We start from the raw sequence: 20,702 nt of genomic DNA, 5'->3' as shown, positions 1-20,702 counted from the left end.
CTGGGGCTTCGCCCCAGACCCCACCAGGGACTCCGTCCCTGGACCCGGAACTCGCTGCGCGAGTCTCTTCGAGACTCGCTACGCGAAGATCAAGAACCACGCGCTCCGCCCCGTGGTGTGTCTCACCTCGCTCGGGGAGTTGCTCGTGCCCCCGGCCGAACTCGCGTCGCTGATCGCGGCCGGTGCGGTCACCGACGGGTACACCCTCGCCACCTACCTGCGTGCCTCCCTCAACGGGTTGCTCTGACCCGGGGTGCGGCCCCTTGGCACACTGGCCCCCGTGTGGAGACTCGAAACACGGCGTGGACTGCCCGTCGACCTGATCCTGTACAGCGTGTCGGCGTTGTTCGCGGGATACACCGCGCTGTTCTCCACCTTGACGCCGCATCGGGTCTGGGGCGGCATCGCCGTCGGCGGGTACCTGCCCGCCGCGATGGTGACCGCGCTGCTCCTGGCGCGGCCCGCCGTCGCGTTGAGCAGCCGCGTCTACGTCCTCGCCGCCACGTACGCCGCCACGACGTTCTTCCCGCTGGTCGCCGAAGCGATCTCGCGCGCCGAGGGAACACCGGGGCGGGCCCAGGAGGAGGTCCTCGTCGTCGAGCAGGCCGGGGTCCGGCTCTTCGAGCTCGGGACTCCCTACCTGGGGCGCGACGCGATCACCGCGATGTCCGACCCGCTGCTCGGCTACAACCCCTACCAGCCGGGCATGGCGCTGTTCGGGGTGCCGCGCGCGATCCTCGGCGACGGCTCGTGGCTCGCCGACGCGCGGATCTGGTTCGCCCTCGCGACACTCGCGGCGGTGCTAGTCGCCCTGCGGCTCCTGCACCGTGACGGCGCGCCCGTCTCGGCACTCATCCGGGCCGCGCAGGCCGTCACGGTCCTGCCGATCTGCGCGCTGACGCTCGCCACCGGCGGCGACGACCTGCCCGTCCTCGCGCTCTCCCTGCTCGCGCTGGCCCTCGCGGCGACGAAGCGGTGGGTGTGGGCGGCGGCCGTGATCGGCCTGGCGGCGGCACTGAAGCTGCTGGCGTGGCCGATCCTCGCGGTCCTCGTCGTCTTCGCGATCCTCAGTGGACAGTGGCGGCGTTTCGTGCCGCTCGCGGTCGCGATCCCCGTCGTGGCACTGATTCCGGCGATCCTCGCCGACGCCTCCGCGGTCGCGGAGAACCTCATCGCCTTCCCGACCGGACACGGCCTCGTCGCCTCGCCCGCCGCGAGTCCCTTCCCCGGACACCTGATCGCCGAGAACCTGCCCGGCGGACGGCCGATCGCCCTTGCCCTGCTGGTTCTGGCGGCCGTCGCGATGGCGATTTGGATGTGGCGGAAGCCACCGCGCGACGCCGCCCGAGTGAGCCTCGTGATCGCGGTCGGCCTGCTCGCGGCCATCCTGCTGATGCCCGCGACACGATTCGGATATTTGTTGTATCCGGCCGCTTTCGCCGTCTGGTGGCTTCCGCTGCGAGCGATTTCCGGTGCCGACCAGGTACCGTCGTGGGATGGAGATGACCTGTCCCAAGTGCCACGGCCGGATGCGTCAATTTGAGCGCAATGGCGTCCACATCGACCAATGCACCGAGTGTCGTGGAATCTTCCTGGACCGCGGTGAGCTCGAACACCTCATCGACGCCGAGAACCGGCTGAACGCGCCCCCGCCGCGTCCCGCCGGCGCGTCGGCTCCCCCGCCGCCGCCCCCGCCCCCCGCGCAGCCCTACCCGGCCGCGCCCGCCGCGTACCCGCCTCCGGCGCCGGCCTACGGCTACGGACAGCCGCACTACCGGCACGGACACGCCGGTTACCGGCACGGACACCACGGCTACAAGCGGAAGAGCATCTTCCGCGACCTGTTCGACTAGGCCGCGACCACCGGGACAGGCCCGGGCCGCCACGCGGCTCGCCCACGACGGCCCTCACCGGACCGCCGACCGACCACGACCCCCGCTCACCCTCCCGGGTGAGCGGGGGTTTTTCACGCCCTCCCCGCCCTGACCTGCGGCGGGTGACATATCAGTCAAAGCTCACGTATTACCCGAGGTCCCGACCCTCCCGCCGCATCGAGCGTCCAGGCCGCACGCCGGTCCCCCGACCGCGTCCAGCCCCTCCAGGCCACCGCCGGGAACGCCGCCGTCACCGTCGCCCTCCGCTTCGTCCGCGGTCGGCCATCACGGCGCGCAGATCTCCGTGAGGTACGGCCACCGGTCGACGTGACCAACAGCACCGCGCACACCCGGGTGCACTCCGCCGCCCTCGGCTTCGTCCAGCACCCTCTCAGCACCGGCCCTGCCACCGAGGACCAGCTCCGCGCCGGCCGCTTCCCCGGCGACCTCAAGCCCCCCGACCCGCTGAACACCGCCTTCCTCGGCGAGCGAGACCGGCCTTCGTAACCCGCTTGCGTCCCCGCCCCTCGTCGCCCACCCTCGGAACATGCCCGAGCCGACCCTCACCGACGGCCTCGTCACCTTGAGCCCGCTCGGCCCCGCCGACGCCGAAGCCCACTTCGCGGGCGAGGACGACGAGCTCGTCCGCTGGCTCAGCGGCGGCCGCAGCACGCTCGACGGCGTCCGCGACTACATCGGCCTGTGCGTCCGGCGGTGGGCCGAACTGGCCCCTCACCGCGCGTTCGCCGTCCGGGTGGGCGCCGAGCCCGTGCTCGCCGGGACGCTCGACGTCCAGTTCGAGCTGCCCCACCCGATCCTCGCGCCCGGCCAGGCGAACCTCGCCTACGGCCTCTACCCGCGCTGGCGTGGCCGTGGCATCGCCGCCCGCGCGGTCGTCCTCGCCTGCGCCTACGCCGCCGGGGAGGGCGCGACGCAGGCCGTCATCCGGGCCGACCCGGACAACCCGCGGTCGTCGGCCGTCGCGCACCGGACCGGCTTCACCTTCCAGCGCCGGCTCGTCGAACCCGACGGGGAGCGCCTCGACTGGTTCGTCCGCGACCTCCCCTGAAACGCGAAGGGCCCGGTCACCGAGCGGCGACCGGGCCTTCGAAACACGAGTGGCTAGCTCGTCACGTCCGTGCACTTCGTCGAGATCGTGCCCGCCTGCGCGGGGATGTCCGACGCGAGCTGGGACAGCTCGTCCGCCTCGGCGGGGGTCAGCGAGGCCGGGTCGTTGGTGGCCTTGTCCTGCAGCTCGGCGAGACGGTCGAAACCGTCGGCGAGCTTGTTCACGGCGTCCTTCAGCTCCTGGTCGCCGACGTCGGCGGCCTGCTCACGAAGCTTGGTCGCCTGCTCCTTGAGGGCCGCGGAGTCTCCGGCGATGCTCCCGAGGCTCTCGGTGACGGCGCCGCTGAGGTTCGCGCAGTCGACGGCCTGTTCCGCCGCGCCACAGGCGGCCAGGGTGGGGAGGGCGAAGGCGCCCGCCACCACGATCGTCGCGATCCGGCGCGTCATGCGGTTCATGAATCTCTCTCTTTCGGGGGAAAGTGGGTCTTGCTGGAACAACTGTACGGACAAGCCGCAAAAACAAACCGCCACCGCCTCTGTGGGCGGTGGCGGGTTCGCGAGCGATTCTTGCTATTCGCGGTAGAGCTCGGCGCAGAGCGTCACGTCGAAGCTGGACCCGATCGGGCTTTGTACCTTGTACCAGAAGGTCGTCCTCGACTTATCGCACAATTCCTCGTCGTACTCGCCGTCGATGCGTTCGAAGACCTGGTAGACGTCCTTGGCCTCCTTGCAGGCGTCCATCAGCTCGGCGTCGTAACCGCTGCCGTCGGTCAACTCGATCGCCTGGAGGCAGTCGCCCTCCTGGGCGTTGACCGGGTCGGTGTCGTCGACCGGCGGCGTGGTCTCGGTCGGCTCGGGGTCCTCGGTGGGCGTCTCGGTCTGCGTGGTGCCCGGGTTGGCGTTGTTGCCCGGGTCGTCGTCGCCCTGCGAGGCGAAGAACCAGATCGCTCCGCCGCCGAGGACGAGCACGACCAGCACGATGAGTCCGGCGATCAGCGGCCCGGAGTTGCTCTTCTTCGGGGGCATCGGGGCCGACTGCTGCCAGGGCTGCTGCGGTCCGCCGGGTGGGCCGAACGGAGGCGCGGAGGTCGGGCCGTACGGGGGCGCGGACGTTGGCCCGTAGGGCGGGGCCGACGCCGGCGAGGGGTTGTACGGGTCGGTGTGGCCGTAGGCCGGCGGCTGACCGTAAGGGTCCTGCTGCGGCGGCTGACCATAGGGATCTTGCGGCTGCTGGGGCTGCTGGCCGTAAGGATCCTGCGGCTGCTGAGGCTGGCCGTAGGGATCCTGAGGCTGACCCCAGCCCCCTCCTGCGGGCGGCTGCTGGCCGTACGGCGGCTGCTGCTGGCCGTACGGGTCCTGCGGCTGGCCATATCCGCCACCAGGTGGCGGTCCGTACGTGGACATGCCGTCTCCTTTGAGGGGATCGTCTTGAGGACACGGTAACTCGTGTGGGCAAGTGTGCCATCCACGGGCATGAATCTGACCAGCGAGTGGGCGTGATCGGATTCCGTCGAGAAAGGTATCGGGGAATCTAGGGTGGAGCCGAGATTCGCCTATACACCGCTACAGCAACCTCGGCTGCTCCACCTTGGTCACCTCGTCGGGCACATGCCCGTAGACGCGCACGAGCCCCGAGTGCATCTCGGCGAGCAAGGGCGAAGGCGTACCGACATGCGTGAGGTACACCAGATCCCGCGCGCGGGTCAGCGCGACGAAGAGGCGCCGGCGGCTCGCGGTGTCGACCGGCAGCGCCTCGGCGTCGGCGCCGGGCACGATCACCACGCGGAACTCGCGCCCGACGGCCGCGCCCAGCCGCAGCGAGGTCGCCCCGGCGACCTGCCGGGGCTCGCCGAGCCAGAGCACGCCGATCTCACCGGGCGGGACGCCCAGGCGCGCCAGGCGCGTGACGATGTCGGCGACGACACCGGTCTCCTCGGCCTCGTCGGCGGCGGCGTAGCGCTGGACCGGCGGCGTCGCGACCGCCTCGCGCCGGCACGGCTGGAGCAGCCGCGAGCGCGCGACCGCCACGGGCGAGACGAGCAGCCCGGCGGTCGCCAGGATCGTCTCCAGGCTGCGGTAGTTGCGGGTGAGGCGGAAGACGCGCGTGTCGGTGTGCTCGGTCGTGAAACGTTCGAGCAGGTCGGGCTGGCCCTCGGTGAGGGTCTGGTCGGCGTCGCCGGTGGCCGAGACGAACTCGCCGTCACCGCCGAGACCGCGCAGGACCTCGTACTCCTCGGCGGTGAAGTCGTGCAGGTCGTCGACGAACACGTGCCGCCACGGCTCGGCGCCGGCCAGCGCGTCCAGGGGCGCGACGACGACCTCGGCGGCGCGCTCGCCGAGCAGGCGGGTCAGGCGGGCGCGCAGTTCCTCGGCGGCGCGGGCGTCGCGGGTGATGGCGACGCATTCGCGGGTGGGGACGTCGAGGTCGGCGATGAGGTAGGCGATGCGGTGGGTGAGGGTGTGGGTCTTGCCCGTGCCGGGACCGGCGTTGACCAGCAGCGGCCCGGGAGGGGCGGAGGCGGCGACGCGCTGCATCATGTCGAGGCGGTCGAGCAGGCCGGTGCCGACCTCTTCCATCCCCGACAGGGGCGGCCCGACGGGCGCGGCGACCGAGCGCTGCGGCACCAGGACCGGGTCGGGCACGGGAACGTAGGTGACCTCCGGCCGCGACCGGCGGGCGGGGCTGCGGCGGCGGCGTACGACCCGTGCGCCCTCGGGCAGGGCGAACAGGCCGTCTGGTTCGTTGGTGCCGGCGGCAACGGGTTCCACACCGAAATCCTGCCATCATCGCGGCGCATTGGCGGAGAAGGTGCGACGGCCGTGTCCCCACCTCGACCACGGCGGCCGTGATCACGCGAGAGGATATGGTGCGGGCGGGACTCCGCCGAGAGCCCTACTGGCGGGTAACATGAGCCGCGCCCCACAGCCTCACCGAGGAGGATCCGGATGGACGCCCTGAACATCGTGGCGCTGGCGATCGTGGCGGTGGTCAGCGCGGCCGCCGTCGTGATGGTGGTCCGCACGGCCATGCGCATGGTCGCCGTCATTCGCCTCGGCGCGAGCGACAAGACGCGCACCGACCGGGCCGGCCGGCGCGTCAAGACCATGCTGAAGGAGACCCTCGGGCACACCCGGATGCTCCAGTGGGGCGTCGTGGGGGCCGCGCACTGGTTCGTCTTCATCGCCTTCGGCGCGCTCCTGCCGACCCTGGTCGAGGCCTACATCCAGGTGATCAACCCCGAGTGGGCGATCCCGTGGTTCTCGCACTGGCCGGTGTGGACGCTCGGCTCGGAGCTCATCGCCCTCACGATGCTCATCGGCATCCTGACGCTGATCGTCATCCGCCGGCTGAACCTGCCGTCCCGGCGCCCGAAGGCCCGCTTCGAGGGTTCGCGGATGTGGCAGGCGTACTACGTCGAGATCACCATCGTCGCCATCGGGGTGTGCGAGTTCGCGCTGCGGTCGCTGGTCATCGCCGAGGGCGCCGACATCCCCGCGTGGGCCTCGCCGATCGGGTACGTCCTGTCGCGGCTCTACACCGCGGGCGACGGCGTGCCGGCCGCGATCGTCGTCGTCGCGGCGATCAAGATCCTGGTCTCCATGGCGTGGTTCATGGTCATCGCCCGCAACATCACCATGGGCGTCGCCTGGCACCGGTTCACGGCCTTCTTCAACATCTACTTCAAGCGCGACCCCGAGCGCGTCGCCCTCGGCGCGCTCAAGCCGATGACCGTCGACGGCGAGAAGCTCGACTTCGAGACCGCCGACCCCGAGAAGGACCCCTTCGGCGTCGGCCAGGTCGAGCAGTTCACCTGGAAGGGCCTGCTCGACTTCACCACCTGCACCGAATGCGGACGCTGCCAGTCGCAGTGCCCGGCCTGGAACACCGACAAGCCGCTGTCGCCGAAGCTGCTGGTGATGAGCCTGCGCGAGCACGCCTACGCCAAGGCCCCCTACCTCATGGCGGGCGGCCGCAAGGACGCCCTCGGCGAGGAGACCGCCACCGAGGAGCAGCTGGCCGGCGTGAACGTCCTGGCGCTGGCCGAGGCCGAGCGGCCGCTGGTCGGTCCCGTCGCCGACGGCGGCGTCATCGACCCCGACGTGCTCTGGTCCTGCACGACCTGCGGCGCCTGCGTCGAGCAGTGCCCGGTCGACATCGAGCACGTCGACCACATCATCGACATGCGCCGCCACCAGGTGATGATCGAGTCGGCCTTCCCCGCCGAGGCCGGGACGATGCTGCGCAACCTGGAGAACAAGGGCAACCCGTGGGGCGCCAACCCCAACACCCGCGACGACTGGACCAAGGGCCTCGACTTCGAGGTGCCGCGCGTCGAGGACCCGTCGACGGAGTGGGACTACCTGTTCTGGGTCGGCTGCGCAGGCGCCTTCGACGACCGCGCCAAGAAGACCACCCGCGCGGTGGCGACGCTGCTGCACGAGGCGGGCGTCAAGTTCGCCATCCTCGGCAAGGCCGAGGGCTGCACCGGCGACCCGGCCCGCCGCATCGGCAACGAGTTCCTGTTCACGATGCTCGCCGAGGCCAACGTCGAGACCCTGAATGACATCGGACTCAACAAGACCGATCCCTCAGTGTCGACGAAGATCGTGGCGACCTGCCCGCACTGCCTCAACTCCCTCGGCAACGAGTACGGCCAGCTCGGCGGGCACTACGACGTCGTGCACCACACGCAGCTGCTGGCCACCCTCGTCGCCGACGGCAAACTCACCCCGGTGTCCAAGGTGGACGGTGGCGTGACCTATCACGACCCCTGCTACCTGGGCCGTCACAACCGCATCTTCACCCCGCCGCGCGAGGTGCTCGGCGCGGTCGCCGAGGAGGGCCTGACCGAGATGCCGCGCAACGCGGAGCGCTCCTTCTGCTGCGGCGCCGGCGGCGCCCGCATGTGGATGGAGGAGACGATCGGCACGCGCATCAACATCAACCGGACCGAGGAGGCCCTCGACACCGGTGCCCGCACCATCGCCGTCGGCTGCCCGTTCTGCGCGACCATGCTCGGCGACGGCGTCAACGCCAAGGAGGCCTCCGAGCGCGTCGAGGTCGTCGACGTGGCGCAGGTGCTGCTGCGGACGGTCAAGGGCGTCGACAAGTAGGCCTGGAACCATCGAGCGGCCCGGTCCTTCGCGGACCGGGCCGTCCTCGCGTCCGGGATCGGAATCCGCGGCGGGACCGCGCGGTCGGGTTCCGGACCCTCCCACTCCACTCCGTGGCCCCCGAGCCGGGACAAGCCCCCGCAAGCCGGGCGCGATGAGGCCGGGCGGAGCACCGGAAGCCTTGTACACCACCGATTCCGGGTCTTTTCAGATCCGGCCACGAGACAGTAACCTTCCGCTGTGGCGAACGCGGGTAAGAAGTCCTTCTGGCTCACCAGGAAAGGGCTGCTGATCATCGGTGTGGCCCTCGTCGGCGTGGTCCTCTATTCGAGGATCAACCAGCCGAAGTTCCCGCCGGACGCCGAATGCGGCACGCCGAAGATCCACATCTCCGACGAGCGGCTCAAGGACGGCGAGACCCTCTACTACGCCATCACCGGCGCCGCCGAGGGCCGCTACACCCTCACCATGGCCGTGTCGAAGCTCAAGCGCGGCACACCGTCCACGATGAAGGTCGAGAAGTCCGAGGAGGACGCCGGGAAGAAGGCGCGGATCCTCGGCGACAACCTCACGATCCTCAATTGCCTGATCGTCGGTGAGGTCGAGATGGACCTGCCGTACGGTGAGTACACCCTGCGCCTGTGGGACGTCACCGGCGCGGCCCCGAAACAGGTCGCCGAGACGACCGTCGATAGCAGTGGATGATGTGGACGGAGCCCGCCGCGTGAGGTGGTCGAGATAGACGAGCTGTGGCTCACCGCGATACCCCTGCTGGTCTTCGTGCTGCTCACCGCGGGCAACGCCTTCTTCGTCGCGGCCGAGTACTCCCTGGTCACCGTCGACCGGCCCGCCATCGAGGCCGCGGCCGAAGCCGGTGACCGGCGCTCGCGCTCGGTGTCGGCGGCGCTGCGGCGGCTGTCCTTCCAGTTGTCGGGCGCGCAGCTCGGCATCACCATCACCGCCCTGCTGACCGGTTACCTCGCCCAGCCCGCCATCGCGCGGCTGCTCGAACCCGTCGTCGGTTTCCTCGGCGACGCCGGACCGGCCGTGGCCACGGGCCTCGCCATCGTCATCGCCATGCTCGTCTCGACGGTCTTCGGCGAGCTCGTCCCGAAGAACGCGGCCCTGGCGCGGCCGATGGCCGTCGCGCGGGCCACCGCGGCGCCGCAGCGGGTGTTCTCGCTGGTCTTCGGGTGGCTGATCACGATCCTCAACGGGAGCGCGAACTGGCTGGTGCGGCGGATGGGCATCGAGCCGCAGGAGGAGCTGGCGACGGCCCGCAGCCGCCACGAGCTGGGTCTGCTCGCGGTGACCTCGGCGCGGGCGGGGACGCTGTCGCCGGAGATGGCGCGGCTGCTGCGGCGGACCGTCCGCTTCAACGAGAAGCGCGCGGCCGAGGCGATGACCCCGCGCGTCGACGTGGAGGCGCTGCCGGCCGAGGCGACGGTCGCCGACCTGTTCGCGAAGGTCGCCGAGACCGGGCACAGCCGTTTCCCGGTGTACGTGGACACCCTGGACAACGTGGTGGGCGTCGCGGCCGTCAACGACGGGCTGTCGGTGCCGCCCGCCGCGCGTGCGGCGACGCTGGTGCGGTCGGTGGCGCGCGAGCCGGTGTTCGTGCCCGAGCAGCTCGACCTGGACAGCCTCCTGGCGCGCCTGCACGAGATGAACAGCGACATGGCCGTCGTCGTCGACGAGTACGGCGGCACCGACGGCGTGGTGACGATCGAGGACCTGGTCGAGGAGCTGGTCGGCGAGATCGCCGACGAGCACGACTTCGACGAGCACGACACGGTCGACGACGCCGACACCGACAACTACCTCTCCACCTCCGCCGAACCCTACGAGGTCGACGGTGTGCTGCGGGGAGACGAACTGGCCGAGCAGACCGGTTTCCGGATGCCCGACGGCCCCTACGAGACCCTCGCGGGCTTCCTGATGTCCTCGCTCGGGCACATCCCCGAGGCCGGGGAGTGCCTGGAGCACGAGGGCTGGGAGTTCCACGTGGTGGAGGTCGAGCGGCACCGGATCGAGCGCGTCGTGGTCGTGCCGCCCGCGGGCGAGGACGAGGGCGGTGAGGAGTCGTGAGTCTCGTCCTGACCGCGGTCCTGCTGCTGGGCAACGCGTTCTTCGTGGGCGCCGAGTTCGCGCTGATCGCCTCCCGGCGCACGGTCCTGGAAACGCAGACCGACTCGCGGCGGGTGCGGTGGGCGCTGTCGGCGATGGGGCAGCTGCCGCTGATGATCGCCGGGGTCCAGCTCGGCATCACCATCTGCACGCTGGGCCTCGGCGCCGTCGCCGAACCGGCGATCGCGCACCTCCTCGAACCCGTCGCGCACGCCGCCGGTGTGCCTGAGGGGGCGGTGCACCCGGTCGCGCTGATCATCGCGCTGACCTTCGTGACGTACATGCACACCGTGTTCGGCGAGATGGTCCCGAAGAACCTCGCGCTGGCCGGGCCCGAGCGGTCCGTGGTGTGGCTCGGGCCGCCGATGCTGGCGTTCTGCGCGGCGACCAAGCCGCTGCTGGTGGCGATGAAGGCCCTGTCGGCGTGGATCCTGCGGCTGTTCAAGATCGAGGCCGCCGAGGCCGTCAAGAGCACCTACACCGTCGACGAGTTCGCCGGGCTGATCAGCGAGTCACAGGCCGAGGGGCTCCTGGAGAAGAGCGACCACGCGCGCCTCTCGGCGGCTTTGGAGCTCGGCCAGAAGCACGCACGCGACGCGATGCGGCCGTGGGCCGGCGTCACGACCGTCACCGACGACACCGGCAACGAGACCCTCGAAGCCCTGGCGTGCAGCTCGGGCCTGTCGCGCTTCCCGGTGATCGCGCGCCAGGGGCGGCGGATCCGCGGCTTCGTGCACATCAAGGACGTCATCAACGTCGATCCGGCGAAGCGCGCCAAGGCCCTCGACCCCGGCGCGATCCGGCCCCTGCCGGCCGTCCCGCCCGACCGCAGCCTCGGCGACCTGCTGCTTCAGATGCGGCGGGCGGCGGTGCACATCGTCCTGGTCGCCGAGGGCGGCGCGCCGCTGGGAATCGTCACACTGGACGACGTCCTGGCGGCCCTGGTCGGACGCGCAGGATCGCCCGGCGCCACTCGTCGATGAAGGCGGGATAGGCCGCGGCGAAGGCGTCGAGTTCCGTGCGGCCCTCGGGCGTCAAGGCGGTCAGGTCGTAGGCGACGGTCACGGCCGTGCGGTCGCCGACCGCTCCCAGCGACACCGTCACCGTCCCGGCGTTGCGCCCGGGAATGACCCGGGCGTAACGGATCCGGCGGCCGGGCTCGCGGTCCACCACGATCCAGGTCGCGCCGTGCGGGGAATGGCCGTGCGGGCGCGACTCGAAGACCGTGCCGGGCGCGGAGTCGTCGTCGGGTTCGGCCGGGAAAACCGGGTCCCAGCCCTCGGCCCACTCGCGTTCACCGAGCGGCGTGAACAGGACGAAGGCCTCCTCGGGCCTCATGTCGAGCAGGAAGGCGGCGATCAGGGACGGATGCTGACGTGGCATGGCGGCCTCCGGGTTCGGTCTCTGATCCATTGAAGCGCTTGACCTTCACCGCTAGCCTGCCCCGATGTCCCGAATGCCCGCGACCGTCCGGATCGCCACCGCCGTCCAGTTCGCCACGGCCGGGCTGACCGCCGTGGGCGCGACCTTGGCCGTCCTCACCACCGCGCACCTCCTCGACGCCGTCGAGAGCGCGATGCGCGCCCAGGGCGCCGGCTACGACGACGCCACGGCCGCCTCGTTCGTCACCGGACTGTTCTCCTACGTCCTCATCGGCGTGTGGGCCGCCGGAGCGCTGCTCGTCGCCCTCTTCGCCTTCGGCTACCGGCACGAGGTGGAACGCTGGACCCGTGTGGCGACCTGGACCTTCGCGCTGCCCGTCGCGCTGCTCGGGGTGCGGGCCATGGACCGCGCCGCCACGCCCCGGACAGGGCTCGACGACGCCGAGTTCCTCGCCCTGACCGGCCGCGCCCTCGACCGCGCGATCCCCGGCTGGTGGCCGCCGGCGCTGGTCGTACTGGAGGTCCTCACCGCGGTCGCCTACCTCGCGATCGTCGCGCTCCTCGCGACACCGGCCGCGCGGGCCTGGTTTCGCCGGCCGCGCGAAGATCACTCTTCGAAACCGCCCTGAAACGCCGTTCCCACCGGGCAAATGACACAGTGAGCGAATGGAATCCGCCATCTTCGGGCCACCGGCCCACCACGGCTCGCGCCGGGCACTGATCACCGGCGCCACCGCCGGTATCGGCGCGGCCTTCGCCCGCCGGCTCGCCGCCGACGGATACGACCTCGTCCTGGTCGCCCGCGACGCCGAGCGCCTCACCGAGTCGGCCGAACTGCTCCACGAGACCTACGGCGTCGAGGTGGAGGCCCTGGCCGCCGACCTCACCGACGACAAAGGCTGCGAAGTCGTGGAACGTCGGGTATCCGACGCGGCGCGCCGGGTCGACTTCCTTGTCAACAACGCCGGCATGGGCTTGCAGCAGGGCTTCCTCGGCTCGCCGGTCGAGGACGAGGAACGCCAGTTGCGGCTCAACGTCCGCGCGGTCCTGCGCCTCACCCACGCCGCCGTACCGTCCATGATGGACAGAGGCTGGGGAGCGGTCGTCAACGTGTCCTCCGTGGCCGGTTTCGGGGCCATCGGACCAGGCTCCACCTACAACGCGTCGAAGGCCTGGGTCACCAACTTCTCGGAGTCCATCGGCCAAGCGGTGCAAGGGAAAGGCGTGCGGGTCATGGCCCTGTGCCCCGGCTACGTGCGCACCGAATTCCACCTCCGCGCGGGCATCGAGACCGGCGGCATCCCCGACCCGCTCTGGCTCGACGCCGACGCCGTCGTGGCCGCCGGTCTGCGCGACCTGGACCGCGCCAGGCTGGTCAGCATTCCCACCGCCCGCTACCGCGTTGTGTCCGAAGTGGTCAGACACGCGCCGAGATCCTTGCTGTATCGGCTGGCCGGGCGCATGCAGAAGCGGTCGGGGCGCGGCGGAATCGACTGACCACGCCACGTACCCTGTCAGGCATGTCAGAGCGCGACCAGCTGCGCACCCTCATTGCCGATCTCGCCGTCGTGCGGGGTCGCGTGGTGCTTTCCAGTGGGCGCGAGGCCGACTACTACATCGACCTCCGCCGAGTCACCCTGCACCACGCCGCCGCTCCGCTGGTCGGTGCGGTGATGAACGAGTTGACCGCCGACTGGGAGTACGACGCCGTCGGCGGCCTCACCCTCGGCGCCGACCCGGTCGCCGGAGCCATGCTCCACCGCGCGAAGCGTCCCCTCGACGCCTTCGTCGTGCGCAAGAGCGAGAAGACCCACGGCCTCCAACGGCGCATCGAGGGCCCGGACGTGTCCGGGCGCAGGGTGCTCGCCGTCGAGGACACCTCCACCACCGGGGGCAGTGTCCTCACCGCCGTCGACGCGCTCCGTGAGGCGGGCGCCGAGATCGTCGGCGTCGCCGTGATCGTCGACCGCGGTGCCCGTGAAACCGTCGAGGCCGCCGGGATTCCCTACCTGGCCGCCTACACCCTCGCCGATCTCGGACTGTAAGCCGAACCACCCCTCTTCGATCAATCCCCAACTGGAGAACACGTTCATACTGGGCCATTTGCCGCCATTCACGGCCTCCCGACCTTGACCATCCTCATGGCCGGGAGCCGATGGCGCGATCGACAGAGATGGTGAAAGGAAACACCCGTGCCACGCGCGATCGTCGACACCACCTATGCGACATCACCGCTAGACGGTGAACCCATGCAACATCCCGACGCCGAACGGCTCGCCTCGGTCCTCAAGGCCCTCGCCGACGCCAACCGGCTGCGGCTGATCAGCCTGATCCAGGCGTCCCCCGACGGGGAGGCCTGCGTATGCGAACTCACCGGGCCGCTCGGCCTCTCCCAGCCAACGATCAGCCACCATCTGCGAATACTGACCGACGCCGGTCTGCTGGAACGAGATAAACGCGGCGTGTGGGCGTACTTCCGGCTCGTGCCGGAGGCGCTGACCATCATCGCCGGGTCGATCACGCCGCCCAAGCAGCGCCGCCAGAGCCGAGGGGGAAGTCCGGCCCCCCGCCGCAGGTGAGCCTATGGCGATCCGGCACCGTCGTCCCCCACGGCTCGGACGCAAGACGAGGCGCACCCTCATCGGCTGCGCCCTGCTCGCGCTGCTCGTTCCCCTGACGGCCGTCGCCCTGCGCGTCGTCATCGACCGGGCGCAGGACTGCGCCGAGACGCTCGACCTTGAGGTGGCCGCCGCACCGGCCATCGCCTCGGCACTGCGCGACGTGGCCGGATCCCTCCCGCCCGGCTCCCTGCGCGTCAACGCCACCTGCGTCTCGGTGACGATCACCGAGGCGGACTCGGCGGCGGTCGCCGCGGCACTCGTCGAAGCCCGCGGCGGAAGGATAGATGTCGGAGACGGGAGCGGGAACGGGCCCGCGGCCGTCCTGCCGCACGTGTGGGTTCCGGAGTCGCGGGCCTGGAGCCTGCGTGTGGACGGCGCGGTCGACGCCGGGTCGGGGACGGTCCTGGGGGCCCACCAGCCGTCGGTCGCGTTCAGCCCGGTCGGGCTGGCCGCGAGGGGAGCCGACGCCGAGAAGTACCGGCCGAGCCTGGACCTGGACGACTGGGATCCGGCGAAGCTGCCGGTATGCGTCGGCGACCCCAGGCGCGACGTGGCGGCCCTGGCCGCGCTGGCGGCCTTCGACAACGTCGGGGCGGGCCGCAAGGTCGAGATCGACACCGAACTCGCGGCCGACGAGCTGCCGAAGGGGTTCAAGGCGGTGCCGATGTCGCGTCTCGACCTCGACGCGCACAACGCCGAACACCCCGATGAGCCGTGGGTGCTGCTGGAGACGCGTCCGGCGGTGACGGGGCTGGATTTCCCGTACGCGATGCGGGCCGACCTGTCGGGGCTGCTGAGCCAGGCCGCGGAGAAGTTCCTGGCGGTCCTCGACGACGAGGCGAACCTGGCGCGGCTGACCGCCGTCGGGTTGCTGCCGCCCGACCAGTACCAGCCGGTGCTGACCACGGCGGCGGTGACGGCGGCGCTCAACGGCGTCGAGGGCTCGGGCACCTAGGCCACCGGGGCCGGTTCGCCGGAGGCGACGCGCGCCTCGCGGAACCAGGCGTTGGCCGCCGGGGTCGCCAGGAGCACGATGATCGCCAGGTAGGACGCGAAGGTCAGGGCCTGCACCATCGCGTTCGTGCCCGACCACCACGACGGCGTGGCCGCGTCGAGGGCCTGCTCGATGCGCTCCGAGGTCGCGGGGTTCTCGCCGTAGCTCTTCGGTGAGCCAGCGCTGGCGAAGCCGCACACCCCGCACAACACCAGGGGCCCGGCGACCGCCCAGGTCCAGTTGCGCGCCCAGCGGCTGCCGCGGCGATAGAAGCGGGCGAAGGACGCGAAGACCAGCGAGCAGAGCAGCCACAGGCCGATCACGCCGTAGGAGGCCGCCCTGGTCGTGAAGACGGCCGTCTCGCGCTGCGCCTCGGTCGGGAACTCCTCGGCGAGGGCTCCGGGCAGGACGGCGGCGAGTTTCTGGGCGATGAGGATGCTCAAGACGGCTCCGGCGAGCGCCAGGCCGGCGGTGGCGTACTGGACGCCGGCCGCGATGGTGACGGCCCTCGGAGGCAGTATCGGGCGCATCGCCCCAAATTAGACCATTACGCCCATTGTTGTGGCGCGATCGGCGGACGTTGCCTCATTGCGGTGAACCAGGCGTTGGCGCGGCCGGTGGCGAGCAGCGCGATCGCGGCGACGGTGGCGCACATGACCAGCGTGACGATGATCGACAGGAAGACCAGGACGGCGGGCGGGCCGCTGTTGTAGTCGGCCAGCTCAGAGGCGGTGATCATCGACATCACCGCGGAGAAGCCGTCGCAGAGCGCGGCGGCGCCGCCGACGACGTAGACGGCGACGCGGGGGCCGTGCTGCCCGCGCAGCACGAAGATGGCCAGGACGCCGACCGCGACGTGCAGTATGGGGCCGAGGCAGCCGGCGAAGGAGAGTCCGCCGCCCAGCGCACCGAGCGCGGCGACGTCGAGGAGCGAGGTCAGCAGCATGAGCAGGCCGATGACGCCGATGGCGACCATGAGGATCGCGGCGGTGAGGACCTGCTGGGGCCGTTCCGGGGCCGGCTGGACCTGGTAGGGGACCTGGTAACCGTAGGGACCTTGGGGTGGGTAGGTCATGGGCGTTCACTCCTGGCTGCGTGGTTCAGCGGGGCACTTCGAACCCGCCGCCTCCGGTGCCGGGCGGTGGCCGGCGGGACGTGTGCTCCAGTGAGGCGGGCAGGAAGAGCAGCACGAGGGCGATGGTGCCGATGAGGACGGCGGCGGTGTTGTGCGCCACGGTATAGGTCGCGTACCAGCCGGGCAGGGCGGCGACGACGTGCTCCAGGTCGGCGGAGTGGGAGCCGGTCTCGGCGGTGAGGGCGACGAGCTGCTGCTGGACGCCGTCGGTCGAGACGCCGTAGACGGTGACGGCGAGATTGACGGCGACGAGGCCGATGCTCCACCAGTAGCCCATGGCGCCGCCGCCGAGCAGCGCGCGGGCGGCGAGGGCGGTGGCGACGGCGTAGAGGAGCGCGGTGAGGGACGCACTGAGCAGCGTGAGCCAGATCTGGACGGTGAAGCGCCCGCCGGCGGCTCCGTCGGCGGTGAGCGCGTCGGCGAGGCCGGTCGTGCCGGCCAGTCCCATGACGGCCCACACCGCCGCCAGCGCGGCGACGGTGTAGACGAAGGCGGCGGCGACGCCGAGCAGCCGCGCGGGCGGGCGCGGGGCCTCGGGGACCCCGAAGCCGCCCACGGGCGCGCCGGTCACGGCTTGGTCGGCGGCTCGTAGGGCAGGTAGATCTGCGGCTGCGTCGGCGGGCGCATGGGGCGGAAGTACTCGTGCGCCTTGGGCATCAGCAGGAGGATCACGACGGTGGCGTACAGGGCGGTCGAGATGATGTTCGAGACGACCGAGTAGGCGGTGAACCAGCCGGGCATGAGGGCGTTGACGTCGACGTTCTCGGCCCAGGCGTATTCGCCGCCGCCGGTGGTGTTCGTCGAGGCCAGCGAACCCTGGAGGCCCGAGGTGAGCACCGAGAACAGGCCGCACAGGACCGCGATGCCGCCGAGGATCCAGGTGGTGATGCGGACTCCGTTGACGCCGCGCAGGGTCCAGATGCCGAGCAGCGCGAAGGCGGCGGGCCAGATCAGCAGGCAGAAGTAGACGACGCCCATGCTGATGGCGAGGAGGCTGGCGAAGTCCTCGGCGTCGGCGTTGGAGGGCGCGCCTTCGGCCATGAGGGCGTCGGTCAGGTCGGGGATGATCGAGCGCGCGATCAGGTAGCCGATGATCGCGTTGAGCAGCGCGAAACCGAACACCGAGAACTGCAGGACGCCCGCGGCGGACACGATGCCCGGGCGCGGCGGCTTGGGGGGTGCGGCGAACATGGGGGCGGCCACGGGGCACCTTTCGGCGTGGGGACTGGCTGTGTACTGAAGCTATGAGGAAGGCGGCGCCCGAAGAGGCGCCGCCTTGAAGTTACGGGGTCGGAACTGCTTACGCCATACCGGCCGCGCGGGCGGCCTTGTGGGCGTTGAACCAGTCCTTCGAGGGACCCATCGCCAGCGTGACGATGATGCCGATGCCGCAGCCGATCTGGACGACGTTGAAGATCAGCGACAGCGTCGTGTACCAGCCGGGGAGCAGGTTGTAGGTGTCGGCGCTCGACAGGGCCGCGTTGCCGATGAGACCGAAGCCCCAGCAGGCGAGGAAGATGCCGTAGAGCACGAAGGCGGTGATCCGCGCGCCGTTGCGGCCGCGCAGGATGCCCAGCGCCAGCGCGGTGAAACCACCGGCGACGATGATGTAGATGACGGCGGTGATCATCGAGTAGCTGCCGGAGACGGCGTAGCCACTGGTGACGATGATGCCGAGAACACCGGCGAGGAACGAGAAGGCCACGGTGGCCATGACCAGCATCGCCGCGACCGTCACGATCTGCGGGCGCTCACCGGGGGGCTGCACCTGCCCGTACCCGGGCTGCTGGCCGTAGGCCGGCTGTCCGTAGGCGGGCTGGCCGTACGCGGGCTGCTGGGGCTGCCCGTAGGCAGGCTGCTGCGGCTGGCCGTACGGCGCGCCCGAGGACTGCGCGTACGGGTCGGGCTGGCCGTAAGGGGCCGGGGACTGCGGCTGGCCGTAGGGCGCGCCCGAGGCGGGCTGCTGCGGCTGGCCGTAGGGGGCACCGGAGGCCGGCTGCTGTCCGTAGGGGTCGGGCTGCTGCCCGTACGGGTTCTGCTGCCCACCGTACGGCTGCTGTGGTGGATAGGTCATGACGGGTGTCCTCTTTCCGTACGGGTCGATCGAGCGCCCACCATACCTGCGTCATGCGACAGAAGGGTGTTTCCGCCCGCAACGCACGCCGAGCGCGACCGTACTGTGACCTTTCCGCGACGAAGTCACGCGCGGGAGTCGCGCTCCTCAAGCGCCGCGCCGAGCAGGCCGTACTGCTCGGCGGCGGCGTCGCGCAGCCACCCGGGGTCGATGTCGGTGCCCTCGGGACGGATGTCGGTGTGGATCCGGTCGTAGGCGATCTCGCTGAGCAGGACCGAGACCTCTTCGAGAAGGGCCGGCGCGAGGGGTGGCCGGGAATCGGAACGGGACGCGTCGCGCGGAATGTCGTTCATGCCGCCGTCACTCTCCTCAAGCCACGATCGGCTACCTCGGCGTCACACCAGTATGCCCCAGGCGCAGGGGCACGCCAACCCTCACCGGGACCCCCTTGCGTCGGATTCCGGCAGCTGCGCGCGGACGTAGCGGGTGAGCTTGTCCATCAGCGGCCGGTTCCCGATGACCTCGAAACCCTTGGTGCCCAGCAGATCCGGCAGGACCCGTCGCAGGGCCGTGCCGACCGTGGCGCCGGCGAGGACGAGGACCATGCAGTCGCTGACGAGACGGTCGGTGTAGTCGCGGACCAGGCCCGGATCCGGCGGGTCGATGACCAGACGCCCGTCGCCGGTCGTCGGGCCCTGCTCAAAGCTGATCGTGTCGATGCGACGACGACGCCCGAGCGGACGCTCCACATAGGCCTCGAACCAGGGCATGCGCTCACCGTCGGCGTGCACGTTCCCGCCGCGGGCGCGCATCAGGGCCAGGACGAGGACGATGTCGTCGTGCAGGGCCGCCTTGGCGCCCGGACCCTCCTGGACGGTGGAGGTGACCAGGGCCTTCTCGGCCAGCCACTTTCGATACGGCCAGATCTCGGCCGGGACGGGACCGTGGAAGCCCACGTAGGTCAGGATCAGGCGCGCCAGATGACGCTCCCAGTCGGAGGCGCACGCGTCGTAGACGCGGGCGACGACCCCACGCGGATCGGTGCGGGCGAGGGCGCCGAGGCTGACGCGCATATGGCGGAACCGGTCCAGCATCAGGCATTCGGCGACGCGATAGACCCATCCGTCGGGGTCGGCGACCTCGTCACGGCGATCGGCGTAGCGGCGGCACGTGATGCAGAGGATTTCGCCGTGTTCACTGACGCAGTCGGCGCAGCCGGGAGCGGCGGCGCTGCCGCCGGGGTCGTCGGGAGAGTAAGGCGCGACCTGGGTGGGACACCACCAGTCGACGCCGTGGGTGCGGTGGAGCGCGTGCCGCAGGGGTGCGGTGGCATGCCAGACGACGCGCGCGAATTGCGGGTACCAGGCGTCGGTTGCCGCCCGGCGAGCAGTGTCCTGGATCATCGCGAAACCTCCGAGGACTCACTTTTGGGGAAGGGAGGATGCGCGGGCGACGTTGCCCTGGCGGGCGTCCGCGAGCCGACGAATCGCGTGGCCTCGATGTGGAGCGTGGTGGCGAGGACGCGGGGACGGCGGGCGCGGAACGGTTTTTTTGTGGTGGGGTGGTGCGGGTTTTGCGGTGGTGCGGGTTTTGCGGGTGCGGGTCTTGCGGAGTGCTTTGTTTCGTGGACGTCGCGGTCGCGTTTCCGAACTTAGCGACCGTTAAGGAGACTCCAGCATGGCTGGCAAAGTCGGGCCAGTCCAGAGGCGTTGGGTGGATTTTTTTCCCGGGAGGTCTGCAGAAGCGGGTTGCGGGGTTGCCAGTGCGGTCGCCGGCGGGGGTTTCGGGCGGATTGCGGACGGGTTGCCGACGGGCCTGATTCCATGGTGCGCCTTGAAGTGGGGATGTGGATAGGGGCGCGCGGAGGATCTGGCCTGGCGGCGCTTTCGGTTCAGCCCAACGGGTCGGGGGTACGGGCGCCGCTGCTTGGTTTCACGCGCTGGCAGGCGATGCTCGCGCCGCTTCCCGCTTCCCGCTTCCCGCTTCCCGCTTCCCGCTTCCCGCTTCCCGCTCGCCGCCCGCCGCTTCCCGCTCGCGCCGCTTCCTGCTCGCTGCGCTCGCCCCCAGCCTCGTCGGCCGCTCACCCGCTCACCCGCTCACCCGCTCACCCGCTCACCCGCTCACCCGCTCACCCGCTCACAGCTTGAAACCCGGCCGAGGCCACCGTTACGCGAAAACGACACCTCGTCACTGGTACCCCGCCCCCAATCACAGCCCCCACCGCCACCGCCACCGCCACCGCCACCGCCACCGCCACCGCCACCGCCACCGCCACCGCCACCGCCACCGCCACCGCCACCGCCACCGCCACC

General features: G+C 70.9%; 26 protein-coding genes and 1 pseudogene. 14 read left to right on the top strand and 13 right to left on the bottom strand.

What is annotated here, in order from left to right:
• From HNR73_RS39320 to HNR73_RS38620, 5 genes are all read left to right on the top strand, one after another.
• Positions 1-247 (top strand): hypothetical protein (locus tag HNR73_RS39320; protein WP_221331350.1); only part of this gene is annotated, 247 nt, incomplete at its 5' end.
• A gap of 33 nt (positions 248-280) precedes the next feature.
• Positions 281-1,543: a glycosyltransferase 87 family protein gene (locus tag HNR73_RS38635; protein ID WP_239122311.1), complete on the top strand. Its 1,263-nt coding sequence runs from the start codon at positions 281-283 to the stop codon at positions 1,541-1,543.
• Positions 1,497-1,853 carry a TFIIB-type zinc ribbon-containing protein gene (locus HNR73_RS38630; RefSeq protein ID WP_184793057.1) on the top strand — a complete coding sequence of 119 codons (357 nt, stop codon included), beginning with the start codon at positions 1,497-1,499 and terminating at the stop codon, positions 1,851-1,853. Before HNR73_RS38635 ends, HNR73_RS38630 begins: the two co-directional genes overlap by 47 nt.
• Before the next feature lie 348 nt (positions 1,854-2,201).
• Complete coding sequence (locus tag HNR73_RS38625; RefSeq protein WP_184793056.1) at positions 2,202-2,381, top strand: hypothetical protein; 180 nt, start codon at positions 2,202-2,204, stop codon at positions 2,379-2,381.
• A 40-nt stretch (positions 2,382-2,421) separates the two neighbouring features.
• On the top strand, positions 2,422-2,943 hold the full coding sequence (locus HNR73_RS38620) for a GNAT family N-acetyltransferase (RefSeq protein ID WP_184793055.1): 522 nt from the start codon (positions 2,422-2,424) through the stop codon (positions 2,941-2,943).
• 53 nt (positions 2,944-2,996) lie between these two features.
• Here the strand turns inward: HNR73_RS38620 and HNR73_RS38615 are convergent, their stop codons facing one another.
• From HNR73_RS38615 to HNR73_RS41340, 4 genes and pseudogenes are all read right to left on the bottom strand, one after another.
• On the bottom strand, positions 2,997-3,398 hold the full coding sequence (locus tag HNR73_RS38615; protein ID WP_184793054.1) for a DUF8711 family protein: 402 nt from the start codon (positions 3,396-3,398) through the stop codon (positions 2,997-2,999).
• Positions 3,399-3,512: 114 nt separating this feature from the next.
• Positions 3,513-4,346: a hypothetical protein gene (locus HNR73_RS38610; protein ID WP_184793053.1), complete on the bottom strand. Its 834-nt coding sequence runs from the start codon at positions 4,344-4,346 to the stop codon at positions 3,513-3,515.
• 159 nt (positions 4,347-4,505) lie between these two features.
• Positions 4,506-4,805 (bottom strand): ATP-binding domain-containing protein, encoded by a 300-nt coding sequence (locus HNR73_RS41345; RefSeq protein WP_446430597.1) that lies wholly within the window; start codon positions 4,803-4,805, stop codon positions 4,506-4,508.
• A 345-nt stretch (positions 4,806-5,150) separates the two neighbouring features.
• Positions 5,151-5,679 (bottom strand): annotated as a pseudogene (locus tag HNR73_RS41340) (UvrD-helicase domain-containing protein); the annotation flags it as partial.
• 209 nt (positions 5,680-5,888) lie between these two features.
• Between HNR73_RS41340 and HNR73_RS38600 the strand changes: the two are divergent.
• The 4 genes from HNR73_RS38600 (at position 5,889) to HNR73_RS38585 (ending at position 11,167) form a co-directional block, all read left to right on the top strand.
• A complete protein-coding gene (locus HNR73_RS38600) occupies positions 5,889-8,057 on the top strand; it encodes a (Fe-S)-binding protein (protein WP_184793051.1) in 2,169 nt (722 codons plus the stop codon).
• 240 nt (positions 8,058-8,297) lie between these two features.
• Positions 8,298-8,762: a hypothetical protein gene (locus HNR73_RS38595; protein WP_184793050.1), complete on the top strand. Its 465-nt coding sequence runs from the start codon at positions 8,298-8,300 to the stop codon at positions 8,760-8,762.
• Between the two features lie 33 nt (positions 8,763-8,795).
• Positions 8,796-10,145 carry a hemolysin family protein gene (locus HNR73_RS38590; protein WP_239122312.1) on the top strand — a complete coding sequence of 450 codons (1,350 nt, stop codon included), beginning with the start codon at positions 8,796-8,798 and terminating at the stop codon, positions 10,143-10,145.
• A complete protein-coding gene (locus HNR73_RS38585; protein ID WP_184793049.1) occupies positions 10,142-11,167 on the top strand; it encodes a hemolysin family protein in 1,026 nt (341 codons plus the stop codon). Before HNR73_RS38590 ends, HNR73_RS38585 begins: the two co-directional genes overlap by 4 nt.
• Here HNR73_RS38585 and HNR73_RS38580 read toward each other — a convergent pair.
• Positions 11,100-11,567 (bottom strand): SRPBCC family protein, encoded by a 468-nt coding sequence (locus tag HNR73_RS38580; protein WP_184793048.1) that lies wholly within the window; start codon positions 11,565-11,567, stop codon positions 11,100-11,102. The genes HNR73_RS38585 and HNR73_RS38580 overlap by 68 nt on opposite strands.
• Before the next feature lie 64 nt (positions 11,568-11,631).
• On the opposite strand from HNR73_RS38580, the gene HNR73_RS38575 reads away from it, so the two are divergent.
• The 5 genes from HNR73_RS38575 to HNR73_RS38555 all read left to right on the top strand — a co-directional run bounded on the left by HNR73_RS38575 (position 11,632) and on the right by HNR73_RS38555 (position 15,142).
• Positions 11,632-12,195: a hypothetical protein gene (locus HNR73_RS38575; RefSeq protein WP_184793047.1), complete on the top strand. Its 564-nt coding sequence runs from the start codon at positions 11,632-11,634 to the stop codon at positions 12,193-12,195.
• A gap of 37 nt (positions 12,196-12,232) precedes the next feature.
• The gene (locus HNR73_RS38570; RefSeq protein ID WP_184793046.1) at positions 12,233-13,063 is read left to right on the top strand and encodes an SDR family NAD(P)-dependent oxidoreductase; all 831 of its coding nucleotides are present in this window, start codon (positions 12,233-12,235) and stop codon (positions 13,061-13,063) included.
• A 23-nt stretch (positions 13,064-13,086) separates the two neighbouring features.
• Positions 13,087-13,611, top strand: a complete 525-nt coding sequence (gene pyrE, locus HNR73_RS38565; protein WP_184793045.1) for an orotate phosphoribosyltransferase — start codon at positions 13,087-13,089, stop codon at positions 13,609-13,611.
• A 204-nt stretch (positions 13,612-13,815) separates the two neighbouring features.
• On the top strand, positions 13,816-14,145 hold the full coding sequence (locus HNR73_RS38560; protein ID WP_184793044.1) for an ArsR/SmtB family transcription factor: 330 nt from the start codon (positions 13,816-13,818) through the stop codon (positions 14,143-14,145).
• A gap of 4 nt (positions 14,146-14,149) precedes the next feature.
• Positions 14,150-15,142 carry a hypothetical protein gene (locus HNR73_RS38555; protein WP_184793043.1) on the top strand — a complete coding sequence of 331 codons (993 nt, stop codon included), beginning with the start codon at positions 14,150-14,152 and terminating at the stop codon, positions 15,140-15,142.
• Here the strand turns inward: HNR73_RS38555 and HNR73_RS38550 are convergent.
• The 8 genes from HNR73_RS38550 to HNR73_RS39310 form a co-directional block, all read right to left on the bottom strand.
• Entirely contained in the window at positions 15,139-15,711 is a 573-nt protein-coding gene (locus tag HNR73_RS38550) for a hypothetical protein (RefSeq protein ID WP_184793042.1), read from the bottom strand. The two genes, HNR73_RS38555 and HNR73_RS38550, sit on opposite strands and share 4 nt — an antisense overlap.
• Positions 15,712-15,728: 17 nt before the next feature.
• Complete coding sequence (locus HNR73_RS38545; RefSeq protein ID WP_184793041.1) at positions 15,729-16,256, bottom strand: hypothetical protein; 528 nt, start codon at positions 16,254-16,256, stop codon at positions 15,729-15,731.
• A gap of 25 nt (positions 16,257-16,281) precedes the next feature.
• Positions 16,282-16,887, bottom strand: coding sequence for a hypothetical protein (locus HNR73_RS38540; protein WP_184793040.1), 606 nt, complete (start codon positions 16,885-16,887; stop codon positions 16,282-16,284).
• Positions 16,884-17,519, bottom strand: coding sequence for a hypothetical protein (locus tag HNR73_RS38535; RefSeq protein WP_184793039.1), 636 nt, complete (start codon positions 17,517-17,519; stop codon positions 16,884-16,886). Before HNR73_RS38535 ends, HNR73_RS38540 begins: the two co-directional genes overlap by 4 nt.
• Positions 17,520-17,616: 97 nt before the next feature.
• Positions 17,617-18,390, bottom strand: a complete 774-nt coding sequence (locus HNR73_RS41145) for a hypothetical protein (protein WP_275414586.1) — start codon at positions 18,388-18,390, stop codon at positions 17,617-17,619.
• A 125-nt stretch (positions 18,391-18,515) separates the two neighbouring features.
• The gene (locus HNR73_RS38525; RefSeq protein ID WP_184793038.1) at positions 18,516-18,743 is read right to left on the bottom strand and encodes a hypothetical protein; all 228 of its coding nucleotides are present in this window, start codon (positions 18,741-18,743) and stop codon (positions 18,516-18,518) included.
• Positions 18,744-18,824: 81 nt separating this feature from the next.
• Entirely contained in the window at positions 18,825-19,793 is a 969-nt protein-coding gene (locus HNR73_RS38520) for a hypothetical protein (RefSeq protein WP_184793037.1), read from the bottom strand.
• 725 nt (positions 19,794-20,518) lie between these two features.
• Positions 20,519-20,702: hypothetical protein (locus HNR73_RS39310; RefSeq protein WP_221331349.1), on the bottom strand; the 184-nt coding region annotated here is incomplete at its 5' end.

Origin of the sequence: Phytomonospora endophytica (assembly GCF_014202425.1) — a bacterium.
Lineage (GTDB): Bacteria > Actinomycetota > Actinomycetes > Mycobacteriales > Micromonosporaceae > Phytomonospora > Phytomonospora endophytica.
This window is presented reverse-complemented; position numbering and strand designations above follow the sequence as displayed.